General features: G+C 63.7%; 9 protein-coding genes. 2 read left to right on the top strand and 7 right to left on the bottom strand.

Annotated elements, in window-relative coordinates:
* Positions 1 to 2: 2 nt before the first annotated feature.
* Positions 3 to 593 carry a thermonuclease family protein gene (locus O6W96_RS13850; protein ID WP_353470118.1) on the bottom strand — a complete coding sequence of 197 codons (591 nt, stop codon included), beginning with the start codon at positions 591 to 593 and terminating at the stop codon, positions 3 to 5.
* A 179-nt stretch (positions 594 to 772) separates the two neighbouring features.
* Here O6W96_RS13850 and O6W96_RS13845 point away from each other — a divergent pair, with 179 nt between their 5' ends.
* Together O6W96_RS13845 and O6W96_RS13840 are read left to right on the top strand one after the other, a co-directional pair.
* Entirely contained in the window at positions 773 to 1,705 is a 933-nt protein-coding gene (locus O6W96_RS13845) for a hypothetical protein (protein WP_353470117.1), read from the top strand.
* Positions 1,706 to 2,044: 339 nt separating this feature from the next.
* Positions 2,045 to 4,957, top strand: a complete 2,913-nt coding sequence (locus O6W96_RS13840) for a TonB-dependent receptor (protein ID WP_353470116.1) — start codon at positions 2,045 to 2,047, stop codon at positions 4,955 to 4,957.
* Positions 4,958 to 5,174: 217 nt separating this feature from the next.
* Here the strand turns inward: O6W96_RS13840 and O6W96_RS13835 are convergent, their stop codons facing one another.
* The 6 genes from O6W96_RS13835 to O6W96_RS13810 all read right to left on the bottom strand — a co-directional run bounded on the left by O6W96_RS13835 (position 5,175) and on the right by O6W96_RS13810 (position 12,353).
* Positions 5,175 to 5,570: a nuclear transport factor 2 family protein gene (locus tag O6W96_RS13835; RefSeq protein WP_353470115.1), complete on the bottom strand. Its 396-nt coding sequence runs from the start codon at positions 5,568 to 5,570 to the stop codon at positions 5,175 to 5,177.
* A gap of 57 nt (positions 5,571 to 5,627) precedes the next feature.
* The gene (locus tag O6W96_RS13830; RefSeq protein WP_353470298.1) at positions 5,628 to 6,734 is read right to left on the bottom strand and encodes an alkene reductase; all 1,107 of its coding nucleotides are present in this window, start codon (positions 6,732 to 6,734) and stop codon (positions 5,628 to 5,630) included.
* Between the two features lie 129 nt (positions 6,735 to 6,863).
* The gene (locus O6W96_RS13825; protein WP_353470114.1) at positions 6,864 to 7,685 is read right to left on the bottom strand and encodes an EthD domain-containing protein; all 822 of its coding nucleotides are present in this window, start codon (positions 7,683 to 7,685) and stop codon (positions 6,864 to 6,866) included.
* A 93-nt stretch (positions 7,686 to 7,778) separates the two neighbouring features.
* Entirely contained in the window at positions 7,779 to 8,174 is a 396-nt protein-coding gene (locus O6W96_RS13820; RefSeq protein WP_353470113.1) for a nuclear transport factor 2 family protein, read from the bottom strand.
* A 103-nt stretch (positions 8,175 to 8,277) separates the two neighbouring features.
* A complete protein-coding gene (locus O6W96_RS13815; RefSeq protein ID WP_353470112.1) occupies positions 8,278 to 11,310 on the bottom strand; it encodes a TonB-dependent receptor in 3,033 nt (1,010 codons plus the stop codon).
* A gap of 362 nt (positions 11,311 to 11,672) precedes the next feature.
* Positions 11,673 to 12,353, bottom strand: a complete 681-nt coding sequence (locus tag O6W96_RS13810) for an alpha/beta hydrolase (protein WP_353470111.1) — start codon at positions 12,351 to 12,353, stop codon at positions 11,673 to 11,675.
* Positions 12,354 to 12,404: the final 51 nt, after the last annotated feature.

Below are 12,404 nucleotides of genomic sequence, written 5' to 3'. Positions count from 1 at the left end.
GATCAGCGTACTGCCCGCCATCCCGCCGCGACCGCCGCGCCTTCCGAGCAGAACCACCGTTCGCCCTTGCGCGTGTTGATGCGGACCTCCGGATAGGTTCGGCTGCCCGGCATGTGATAGATCCGCGCACCGGACGTTCCAACGTTCCCCTTTATCGCGCAGCGTGGATCGGGCGCCGGCGGGACGTCCGCCAGCCTGCGCGCGCGCCGATAGTCGGCGGGCATCTGGAACCCAAGAGCCCAGATGCCGCGGTTCGCAGCGCGCGCGCGGTCCTCCTGATTGACATAATCCATACTGTAGCGGCGGTAGGCCGTCGCCCAGCCCATCTCCACGAGGGCTGCGTTGACGTCCTCGACGCCAATGCGGCACGTTGCGACCGACCTTCCGTAACGGTCGGTGTCGACGGTCTGGCAGGTGACTAGTCGGCTCTCGACGCGATGCCGGAGCCAGTCGGCAGCCATCTTACCGCACGCGACCTCGTGACCCTCACGTCCGCAACGCTGCGAAAGCTCAGGCGCGTCCACACCTGACAATCTGACCCTCGTTGCGCCTATGCGTAGGGTATCGCCGTCGGTCACGTGGGCGTTGCCCATGATCGTCGCCGAGGCTGCTAACAAGAGGTGGGCTACTGCGATGATGATGAAGTTTCCTTTGCCCTATGGCTCCCAGTCGTCGTCGGGCTATAACCCGCTGGCGACGGACGACAATCAGCCGGGGGGCCATGGTAACATCGAGACAGTTCGTAAGGGGCGTCGGGCGCACGATGCGGGCAATGGACCGTGCCGCGAAGCAGGCTGAGCGCCAGCGTGTGGCCCGTCAGCAAGCGCTTCACCGGCAGGCCCATCTTGACGCTTCGGCAAGCGCAGCGGCTGAATACGAGGATATAGTCGAGGCGCTGACAGGAGCGCACCGGGTGCCTCGTTCGCGTATTGACTGGCTGACCACGTCCACGGCGCGTGAGGTGGCGGTACCGGAACGGCAGAGCATTCTGGAGGACGCGGCGGCGTCCAAGTTCGCCGGTTACGTTCCGGGGTGGTTCGCGCGGACGTTCGGCCGAGAGCAGAAGGTGCGCGATCAGCTGGCCGATGAAGTCTTGGCCGCCCGCGCGCAGGACGACGACGCTCACTCGAAGGCGGTCGCCGCCGCCGGCGCGCGCAACTCCCAGATCGCCGCTGCACGGCGGGTGGTCGATCGCGATCCAGACGCGATGGTCGAGGCGCTGGAAGATCACAGTGCCCTTGGCAGCCTTCCCTTCTCGGTCGAGGGCGTGGACACGCTGCTGCTAGACGGACGCACGATCGCCATCGTGGACGGGCTCGACCTGGAGGACATGCCTGAGGAGTCGGTGAGTCTGCTGAAATCGGGCAAAGCCTCCATCAAGGACCTGACCGTTGGCAAGAGGCTCGAGATGCACCGCGACGCCATATGTTCGGCGGCCATCCGTGTTGCGGTGGAGTTCTTGGCCGTGCTCCCGATCGACGAGGTCGAGGTGCTAATGCTGACCGACATCCTGGACCGGGGCACTGGCCACATCCAATCCGCGCCCGTCCTGCACCTCCGGGCGACCTCGCAGGCACTCGCCGTCCTGAACCTGTCGCGGACCCAAGCGGTGGCTGTAGCCGAGCGATTGGGTGGCCACATGGATTGGTCGAAGCGCGACGGCTTCCGGGCGATCAACGCAGCCGCCATGGGAGTGAATCTATAGCGGCGACATTAAATCGCAACGTCCCCGGGAGAAGCGCGACGTCTTACGACGAATTCTCATTTGTTGCAGATCACCAGCTGTCAACTAGCGCGTTCTCACCGGCGCGCGCGCCAGGTCTAATCGTTCGACGGTAGGAGCGAACATTGTTGACTAGGTCGCCGTAGCGGTCATTCTCATTGCACGGCCCTCAGATGTTCACCTCGGGGAAGAGCATTGTTCGGTGCGACGGATCGGAAACGTTGGATTGCGAGCGCAACCCTAGCCGGCCTTGCCCTAGCGGCCGGGGTGCCCGCCTCCGCGCGATCGCTGGCCCGGAGGATCGAAATACCGGCGCAGGGTTTGGCGGAGGCGCTCAGCGAGGCGTCGCGTCAGACTGGCGTCGGCCTGCTGTTCGACCGCAGGCTGATCGCGGGTCTGCGAGCCAGGGCACTGCGTGGGGTCATGACCTCCGACGAGGCGTTCGATCGGCTTCTGAAGAGGAGCGGCCTCAAAGCCGTAAAGGTACGTGATGACCAGTATGCCCTGGTCCGTGACCGTCGCGCGCCAACCCCTCAGCGCGATGAACTTCCGGAGGATGGCCCGGCCATTCCGGACATCCTCGTAGTCGGCCATCGGACGTTCAACACCGACGTCCAGCGCCGTGCCAACGACATCCAGCCCTATCGCGTGCTGTCATCGCACGACATCGCCGCGGCGCAGGCGAGTTCAATCGACGATTTACTGCGCAGCCGCCTCTCCGCCGATCAGCAGAGGACATCATACGCTCAGATTCCCCTCCCCGTGTACGGCATGATGGTATCGAACATCGACCTGCACGGTCTCGGGACCGATCAGACACTCGTCCTGGTCGATGGACGGCGGATGCCGAGCTTTCCGGGCACGCTGACGTTCGGCCAAGCGGACGTGAACGCCCTCCCGATGACGGCGATCGAGCGTATCGAGACCTATGGCGGCACGACCGGCGGCCTCTATGGCCCGGGCGCAACCGGCGGGACCGTCAACATCGTACTGAGGCAGGACTTGCCGAAGGTGTGGGCTCAGGGACGGGCCGGCATCAATCAACGTGGCGATGGCGCGCAATGGCAACTCGACGGGGGATTGTCGTTCAAGGCGTTCAACGACAAAACGGAATTCTCGATCGCCGCGAGTTATTCACACGACGACGGCCTGCGTTTCGGTGACCGGCCCTTCGTTCAGCGGGCCATAGTGCTTCGCGCGGACCGAAGTGCTAATCCGGCTATCCCTTATGGAAGAAACGTCAACATCGTCTCGACAGATGGCCGTCCGCTCACGCTGCTCGCGAAGTTCGGCGGACAGTCGCTCGGAGCGACCACGACGAACATACCCGCGAACTCCGGAGGGGCCGGCGGCGACGAGATCGCCCTTCTGAAGGCAGGCGCAGGAAAGTTCGACCTGTCGCTGGGTCCAGACGGCACGGGAAGCGCCCAGAGTCTCTTGACGCGATCTCAGTTCAAGTCGGTGGTTGCGAACATTCGTCAGCATGTCGACAGTCGCGTCGAGATCTTCGGAAATCTGCTTCGGATCGAGAATGCCGGAACGGCGTTCGGGCCAGCACTTTCACAGAGTCAGTACTACGACCGCGGCGATCCGGGAAATCCGTTCAGGAACTCCATATTGCTGACTATCCCTGCAGCGAACCAAGTCGCGGCATATTCCACGCGATTCGTGAACTATCGGGTGACGACCGGTTTGATCGCCGACCTGCCGCGCGAATGGAAGTTCGAAGCGGATGCCGCGATTGGCAAATCCGCCGTGTACTCACGTGGGCGAAGATTCTCCTACGTGGATCAGCCTGACGTCCTGTCTCCGGGGACAGGACTTGCCGACTATCTCGCCAGCCAACAGATCCGGTACACCGACGTCCATTCGGAAAACAGGTTGCAGGACTACTCGGTCCGGCTGGCCGGATCACCCGGTCGTTTGCCTGCGGGCCGTACGACGACGACCGTTTCCGTGGAACACCGTATGGAAAACGTTCCAAACTACACGGCCGACCTCGTCACTGCGCATAAGCTCGTGGTGGACTCGGTTGCCGGTGAGGCCCGCGTGCCTCTCATAAGGGAAAGCTCGGCGCTGGTGCCGTTGCGGAGCCTACAGCTACAGATCGGGGCGCGTGCCGACCGAACGACGACTACCGTTCCGGCGTATTTCGGCACCTCCGACATAGACGGGGCCGAGCTGCCGCCGCCCGGGTTCATCGCGGTTCCAAGGACTACGGTTGCATTCACCGTCGGGGCCAAGACCGAACCAGTGGAGGGACTGCTCCTACGTGCGAGCTACGCGACCGGATTCCGCCCGCCTACGCCTGGGCAATTCATCACCTATGTCCAGCTGACCTCAGGACAGATCTTCAGCGATCCGTACCGCGCGGGGCGCGACCCAGCGAACGAGGACAGTCAGCTGCAGGTCCTCACAGGAGGATCGGCGGCGCTGAAACCCGAGCAAGTCGGCACACTCTCGTTCGGAGCCGTCGCGCAACCGAAGATGCTGCCCGGACTGCGGATGTCGGTCGACTATTCGCGTATCACGAAATCGCACGCCATCCTCGGATTGACGGTATTCAACCTAGGCGATTTCGAACAAGAATATCCGGGTCGCGTCATACGCGCACCACTGACCGAGGAGGACAAAGCGCTAGGTTTCACCGAAGGGTTCGTAACGCAGGTCGATGCGACATCGATCAATCGGGGCCGTTCAATCCTGCAGACGATCGACGCGGATCTAGAATACGCATGCGACACGCCGTTCGGTCACATCCGTGCTCACGGCACCGCAACCTGGACCCCCGACTATCGCTCGATCGACGTTGGCTCCGGTGTCCAGTTCGCAGGCAAGATCAACGGACCGCTTCGAATGCGCGCCAACGGTGGCTTGGAATGGCAAAAGGGCCGCCTGGGTGCCACGATAGATGCGCAGTATTATAGCGCCTACGATATCACCACCGCCGGAGACGCGGACAGTTCCTACAATGAGAATCGCGTTCTGCAGCAAGGATCCGCAAGAGTTCCAGCGCAAGTCTATCTTGATGCCGGACTGACCTATCGAATGACGTTGGGCGGGGGTCCGCCGGTCGACTTCACGCTTGGAATAAAGAACCTTCTGGATAAGGCACCACCGCTAGAAGTCCCCACACTCGATTTCTACGGTCTTCTGGACTTCAGCGTGGGCTATAGCACCTATGGCGACCCTCGCGGTCGACGTTTCCTGCTAACGGCCGCCGTATCGCTCTGAAAACCGGGACGCTCCTGACCGACATCGTACTCGGCCCGGTTCGGCCGGAGCGGCCGATGGCGCCTTTGCGGGCGCTTCGAGATGAGCGGCCTAGGGAGAGGACCGGACGGCAGAGGCCGCATTATGGTCTGTCGCCTCGCGACGTCTAGGAAGCGTCGAGCGCCACGACCCGCCTAGGGCGGAGGCGTGGCGACGACATTCAAGGTGGTGGCGACGATCACGCCGGGAACGTATCGCCGAACATCGGCAGCTTGCTCTGCGATTCCTCGAGCGTCGCCTCGTCCTCAAGCACGTCCCAATGCTCGACGAGGATGCCATCCTTCATGCGAACCACATCGGCCGCGATCCAGGCGACCGGGCGCCCGTTCCCGGCGAAGCGACCGTGAGCGATCACATAGTCGCCCTCAGCGAGGATCAGGTGGTTCTCGTAGCGAAGCTGGGCCGGCGCGGACCGAACCAGATCGAAAAGCCCGCTGCGGCCGGGCGCGATATGCGCACTGTGCTGGATGTAGTCCGGCGACCAGAACTTCTCGGCCGCCTCGTAATCGCGCTTGTTGAACAACGCGTCGAAGGCCGCGAGCACGGTTGCCTTGTTTTGTTCGGAAGTGGTCATCATCGTCTCCATGGAAGGTTTTCGTTCGTCATATCCGCCTAGGCAGAGGACTTGGGCTCAGGCGGCTACGGCTTCGTCTTCCCGCCATGGCAGGAAGTCCGTGTAGCTTCGGGCGTCTCCGCCCCAGAAGGCGGATCGATCGTATCTGGTCAGGGGAAGTCCCAACCGCAGGCGTTCGGGAAGATCCGGATTGGACGTGAAGTGGCGCCCGAAGGCGACGAGGTCGGCGTCCCCGTGCTCGAGGATGGCCTCCGCACCCACGCCATCGAAACCACCGGCGGCTATGATGACGCCGTCGAAGTGCTTGCGCAGGAACGCCGACGCTACCGGTCGCCTGTCGGTACGGTCGGCGTGGTCGTCGTCGCCGTTCACGCGTGGCTCGATGACATGGAGGTAGGCCAAGCCATACCGGTTGAGCATCTCGGCGATCCGTCCGAACGTCTCCTCGGGATCGCTGTCGGAGATGCCGTTCCATTCGCCGCTGGGCGAAAGTCGCACACCGACCCTGTCCGCGCCCTGCAGCGATGCGACGGCATGGATGGTCTCGAGCAGTATGCGAGCACGGTTCTCGACTGAACCGCCGTACAGGTCGCTGCGATGGTTCGTGCCGTCCTGGAGGAAGCTGTCGAGGAGATAGCCGTTCGCCGCGTGCAGTTCGACGCCGTCCATGCCGGCGTCAAACGCGCGGCGCGCGGCATCGCGAAAGTCGCGGATCGTGCGCTGGATGTCGTCGAGCGTCGCGGCGCGACCCGGCGAAACCTGTGTCCAGCCGCTGGGCGTGAGCACCGTGGCGTCAAGTGGCACTACCGAAGGCCCCAGAGGTGGGACGCTGCCGTTCATGTCGACATGGCTGGCACGTCCATTGTGGGCGAGCTGCGCGAATACGATGCCCTTCTTCGAATGAACTCCGTCGGCGATCCTCTTGTACCCGGCCACATGCCGGTCGTCGTACAGGCCCGGCGCTCCGAGATAGGCGCGAGCTTCAATTGAGATCATCGCCGACTCGACGATGATTAGGCCGCCGTTGGATGCGCGCTGCGTGTAGTGCTCCGCCATGAGCGCGCTGGCGGTGTCGTCGGGATCGGCACGCAGACGCGTCAGAGGGGGCATGACGACCCGGTGTTTCAGTTCGAACGGACCCACTTGGATCGGGGAGAATAACATCGACATCGCTGCCTCCGGGTTTGGAACTTGGCGGCGCGGCTTCGCCGCACGCAATGGTATCCGGCATGACCGTGTAGGGCTCGGACGGATCTCGACCCGAGCGCCGGCGAGCTTACGCGGTGATATCGCCTACTGCCGCACGAACCGGGCCGCGATTTCGGGCGTGACCTGATTGATAGCGCCGATGCCGTCGATAAGTTGCGCCGGGCGGCTTCCCCGTATGCCAGCCGTTGTCGGCTTGCCGTCGCGAACGAAGGTGTAGAAGCCGGTCACGAGCCTGGCTCCGAGGGCGTCGATATGATCGGCTTGTCGAGCCAAGACCATCTGGAAGGCGCTGCCGGCGAAGAACTCGCGGGCGGTCCGGGCATTCTCGAACGCGACTTCCGCCACGGCGACGTTCAGGCGGTCGTCCTCCACGAAGTGGTTTACGTCCGGCGACGGTGGCGCCGGGTTGGCGTTGTCGTAGGGCATTCCCAGGTGCAGCTTCCACTTCTGAACCGCGGCGTGCGCGGCGAGATCGGCGCTGGTGTCCTGTACCCACTGGGTCGCGTCCGGGCCTGGACGCCTGTTCATGAACACATGGACCCGATGATATCGATCGGGGCCGTTCCGAATGCCGTCCTCCTCGCGGTCGACGAACGTGATCGATCCCGTCGGCAGGAAGTAGGCGACCGCCTCGCTGAACAGGTTGCGTTCGTCCGCGTACAGGACCTTGCTGGCTTCGCCGAAGACAGCCTGATCCTCGACACTCGCGAATCCCAGTTCGGCCGCGCCGTCGAGCATCGCCGTCATCGGGCGCACCCCGTCCGCCGCCGGCCAGAGGTGGGCAGTGCGGTCCCGGTCGAAATGCTGCTGAACATAGAAGCCAAGGCCGGGAAGCCGGGAGCAGAGCGTTGAATGGACGTCGCGCCAATAGTGATAGGCCATGTCGCGGGGCAGGCCGTCGCGCATGCGAACGGTCGCGTAGACGTTGTGACGAACGGCCGAGTCCCGGCCGGAGTAATCGGACTGTGGCATGTCTGAGGCTTTCTTGAGAGGATTGGGTCAGGCCGCCGCTTGGCGCAGCAGAGGGGTCGGGTCGAAGTAGGCGACCAGCAGACGGACCGCCTTGCCGTCCACCACGTCCCAGTGCTCTGAGATCATGATCCGATCGTCCGAACCGCGAACGGCTATGTCTATGAGCGCGACCACATGCTGCGCTTCGGCCGTGACGCTCACGTACTTCATGTCGGTGAAGTCCAGCGCTTCAGCCACGCGGGGCATCAGGTCCACGTACTGCCCCTTGTCGAACGTGCCGCCCCAAGGGAGCTGCGGCGGCACGAAGAGCTCGAAGTTCTCGGCCAGACTGTCGGCGAAGCTCGTGATATCGCCGCGGGCAGCGCCCTCGTAGAACCTCTTCACCAAGGCTCGGGCGCCCTCGGTCGCGTTGCTGTGGTCCATCGTCGATCCTTCTGGCTCGGACTGTCCAGAAGGGTTCTAGGTCCGCATGATTTCTCCAGTGAGGTCGTTGATCCCCCTTTTCAGGACATGGAGCGCATCTCGTTCAGAAGCGCATGGCCACGTTTAACTCGAAACGTCTCAAGCGGGGGTCGCCATAGGCACTGTAGTTGTTGCCGTACTCGGCTACGATAATCGGAGGCGAGTGGTTGAAGACGTTCTGCATGCCGACCCGAAGTTCCAGCGACCGCCTCCCCTCCGGAAGTCTGATTGTGCGAGACGCGAACAGATCGAAGTACAGTTGGCTTGGTATCTTCGGACCGCCCTGTATCAAGGCAAGTCCATCGGCGGTCGCTGCGTCGTCCTGGGCGGCGGCGATCCGATAGTCGCCGTAGAACGTCGCCATGAAGCCCAGGGTCTGTGCGCCGTATGACCATTCCACCCCTCCGTTCGCCCGCCAGTTGAGTGGGCCGTCGGAATAGCCGGCGTAGTTGGTCGTCGTCGTCTCCGGGCCACCGTACCTACGAAGCGAGGGGTTCCAGGTGGCGGCCCCCTGGAACTTAAGGCCGCCCAGGCCGCGCACCGGAACATGGTAGTCGACCTGCAGGTCGATCGCGTCGACCTTCGTCTCTCCCAGGTTGAAGGCCGTCGTATCGATGCCCGTCACGACGCCGCCGGTATAGCCTCTGGCTCGATCGGCTTCGGTGAGGGGCGCACGTACGACCCTACCGGTTAGTCGCTGCTCATTCTGGAAGAAATAGGCGTAGTCCTGGCTGTGAACCCGAACGATCTCGCCTGTCTTCCGAATACGCGTGTAATCGACGGATATCCTTAGGTCGTTCACCTGCAGCGGCGTGACGACTGCGCCCAAGGATATGCTCTGAGCGTGTTCTGGCTTCAACCGGGCCGACCCGCCATACGACAGCGTCAGAATACCTTCCCCGCCCAGGATCTGGCCGGGGCGCTGTGCGTCAGGCAACGTCTTCAGAAACAGGAACGCGTCGGTCGTCGGGTTAGCCGGCAGGAACCTCTTGTCATGAGTGATGAGATAGGAACTGGATGCGTACTGGTTGATGGCGGGCGGCATGAAGCCCGTCGCGACGCTCCCACGCAGCAGGAGGCCATCGAAAGGCGACGTCTTGATGCCGGCCGTGTAGAGCGTCGCGGCACGCGCGATGCGCTGCGTGACGGTGTTATCCAGCGCATCGGTGAAGGTATCGGCGGGGAGTATCGAGCGGACCACGTCGTGCCGCAAGGCGAACTGCAGCTCGGCTCCGCGCAATCCCGCAGGACCGGCGTAGCGGTCCGTCAGCGGAGCGCGTAGCTCGGCATAGACGGAACGCGTGCGCACATTGAAGGCAGGCAGCGGCAACTCCGCTGTGTTCCCCGGATTGTCGGTGCCGTCCGTCGGCAATTGCGCCATCGTCTTGGCTGAGCGTTCAACGCGATCCTCTCCAAGTATGGTCAACGTCATGGGACCGCCAGGGAGGGTGAGCAGCGGCCCCGCAAGCCGCAGAGACAGGTCACTGAACTTCGTCGTCCTGCGTATCGACAGGTTCGACTCGAGGGTCAGGGCAGCGGTCGAGTCCTCGAATGTCTGCTGGCCTGCCAGGACGTTCGCCGGCAGTCCCGGCGTCGCCGCCCATCCATAATACACGTAATATGGAAAGTAGCCCGAAAGCGTCGTCATCCGGGCCGCTGTCCTGATCGACGCCTGGCCCACGGCCAAGTCCAGGTTTCCCTTCCAGCCGTCCGGAAGGTCGGCGATCACACCGCCCGTGAAGCGCGTCGTTCGAATACGGTTCCGAGTGATGGTCTGCTCTTTCAGCGGATAGCTGACGACGATGTCCTGTTGGAAGGGGTTGGTCGGCGCGTCGGCGGCGATCTCGACGACGGTAGCGCTCGGTTCGGATACGGCGTGACCGAGGCCCTCCAGGAACAGGCTATCGAGATAGATCTCCAGCGCCGTCCCGAGACGGTGCCGGACGTTCGCAGACAATGCAGTGGTCCTGGCGCCGCTCAACAAGGAGGAGGCGCCGCCGGGTGCGGTTGCGGGCCGGGCGGTGTCGTATCGCCCGGCATTCGCCTGCAGGAGCCTACCGCCGTCGGCGAGGACACCGCCATAGCTCGTGGGAACCGATGTGATCGCGGAACCCAGATCCGCACCGCCATACGAGGGATCGAGTACGAGGTGACCGCCTCCCGACGTTGCGATGTTGAGCGACTGGCTGACGGGAGGATAGAGCGCGAGGCCCTGCGGATCGTTCGCTTGATGCCTGACCCGAGATTCGGACCGGAAGTCGCGTTGGCCAACGCGCAACTGCGGCAGCCAGGCGACGCTGGCCGTCAGCATCACGTCCGTGGCACCATGGTCAGGCGTGAAGCCGAGCCTGCCATCGATCCGCGTGTAGGACGCGTCCCCTCGATTGGCTGCGCCCGAAGTACCGTTGATCTCGACGCCGCGGTAATCCCGTTTCAGGATGATGTTGACGACGCCACCCGTGGCACCCGGTCCGTAGATGCCGCCCGCAGTGGAATCGAGGACCTCGATGCGTTCAATGGCGCTGAGCGGTATGGCGTTTATGTCGCTCTGCTCGATGCCGATGTTGGCAAGCGCCGTGGAAGGAAGGCTAGGCAACCTCCGGCCATCGACGAGCATCAGGGTTTGGGTTGCGCCCAGTCCGCGCAGGTTCACCTCGGAGCGCGTGTCGCCCGTGGCGCTCTGCAATGCGGATCCGGCCTGCGTGTTCGAGGTCACCTTGCTGCGCAGGAAGTCGTCGATACTCGTCGAGTGCGCCTTCGCGACATCGCCGCTTGTCCATACCTTGTAGGGCTGGACGTCGTTCTCCTTGCGCTCGATATCGGTGTTCTGCGTGCGCTTCCCGATCACGAGGATGTCCGGCACGGCGGGGGATGGAGGGGCAAGCGGCGCGACCGACGCCTCCGCGACCACGAAGGAGCCATCGGGACTACGGCGAAGCACGAGGCCGGATCCCTGAAGCAGACGGGCGAGAACCTGGTCGACATCGAACGTGCCTGCGAGGCGGGGCGCCGACCTTCCATGAACGCCGGCCGACCCGACGATCACATTGACACCCGCCTTCTCGGCAACGTCCAGGAGAGCGGCAGACAACGACATGCCGGTCGTGTCGATCCGGACACGTTGGGCGTGCTGCGCGACGACCGGCGACGCGCAACACGCCAAGGCAAGCGCCGCCAGCGCTACATACCGGTAAAGCGGTGAGCACCTCAACCTGGCCGGCCCGAGCGCACTTGGACGACCTCTGAGCAGTACATCGCAAACAATCGATCAGCCCCCGCCGACGCACCTTGCGGACCATCGGCCACCATCAGGGTGGCCAATGGCCCGCATCCAGAAATGCCGATCTGTTTCTTTCCAGCCGGACCCGCCGGTGGCTCCACCTATGGGTCCGACCGTTCTCGCCTAGAAGGGGGAATCCACACGACGCCCCGAACTCCTCCATTTCTAGACGTCCCCGGTTATCCCGCCGCCTGCAACAGGAGGTCGACGACGCTCTTCGGGTGGGCCAGCATGGGCAGATGACTGGAGGCGATGGTCGCAGTCGTCGCTCCCATCCGACCGGACATCGTCTTCTGAAGTTCCGGATGGATGGTGTTGTCCTCGGTGGCGATCAGGAACCAGCTTGGCTTGCTCCTCCAGGCGGGGACCGTGATCTCGCCGCCCAAGGCAGCGCCGGCGAGCGGACCCTGGTTCGCGAAGATGAGCGACCTTTCGCTTTCGGTCAGATCCTGCGCGAACACCTCGTCGACGCCTTCGCGCGTGAGCTTGAAGAACCCTTCCGAGTCCGGACGAACCACCTCGAGCAGTCGGTTCGGCGGGCCGCCGGCGCCAAGGGACCCAGCCGACTCGCCGGCGTCCGGCGCGAAGGCCGCGACGTAGACCAGCCCCGCGACCTTCGGGTCGCCCCCGACCTCGGTGATGACCGACCCACCGTAGGAGTGGCCGACGAGCAGCAACGGACCCTCGAGCAGGGCGATCGCCCGCTTCAACGTCGCCGCGTCCTCGGGAAGGGACGTGAGCGGGATGGACACGGCGGTAGCGGTCATTCCGGCCGCCTCGACAAGCGGCAGGACCTTGTCCCATGCGGACGAGTTGGCCCAAGCGCCGTGGACGAAGACGATGTTGGTTATTTTGGGCATGTAAGCTCTCCGATTCTCGTGACATCAGTCGGTTGGGATCAGTCTGTGTCG

This window comes from Sphingomonas faeni, from assembly GCF_040407495.1.
GTDB lineage: Bacteria > Pseudomonadota > Alphaproteobacteria > Sphingomonadales > Sphingomonadaceae > Sphingomonas > Sphingomonas faeni_D.
The sequence above is the reverse complement of the archived record's forward strand: the minus strand, read 5'-3'. Positions and strand labels throughout refer to the sequence as shown.

Excerpts from the sequence above, each read along its gene's own strand:
- O6W96_RS13835 (WP_353470115.1), bottom strand. The coding sequence starts at position 5,570 with ATGACCACTTCCGAACAAAACAAGGCAACCGTGCTCGCGGCCTTCGAC.
- O6W96_RS13825 (WP_353470114.1), bottom strand. The coding sequence starts at position 7,685 with ATGCGCGACGGCCTGCCCCGCGACATGGCCTATCACTATTGGCGCGAC.
- O6W96_RS13820 (WP_353470113.1), bottom strand. The coding sequence starts at position 8,174 with ATGGACCACAGCAACGCGACCGAGGGCGCCCGAGCCTTGGTGAAGAGG.
- O6W96_RS13815 (WP_353470112.1), bottom strand. The coding sequence starts at position 11,310 with ATGTCGTTGTCTGCCGCTCTCCTGGACGTTGCCGAGAAGGCGGGTGTC.
- O6W96_RS13845 (WP_353470117.1), top strand. The coding sequence starts at position 773 with ATGGACCGTGCCGCGAAGCAGGCTGAGCGCCAGCGTGTGGCCCGTCAG.
- O6W96_RS13830 (WP_353470298.1), bottom strand. The coding sequence starts at position 6,734 with ATGTTATTCTCCCCGATCCAAGTGGGTCCGTTCGAACTGAAACACCGG.
- O6W96_RS13850 (WP_353470118.1), bottom strand. The coding sequence starts at position 593 with ATGGGCAACGCCCACGTGACCGACGGCGATACCCTACGCATAGGCGCA.
- O6W96_RS13810 (WP_353470111.1), bottom strand. The coding sequence starts at position 12,353 with ATGCCCAAAATAACCAACATCGTCTTCGTCCACGGCGCTTGGGCCAAC.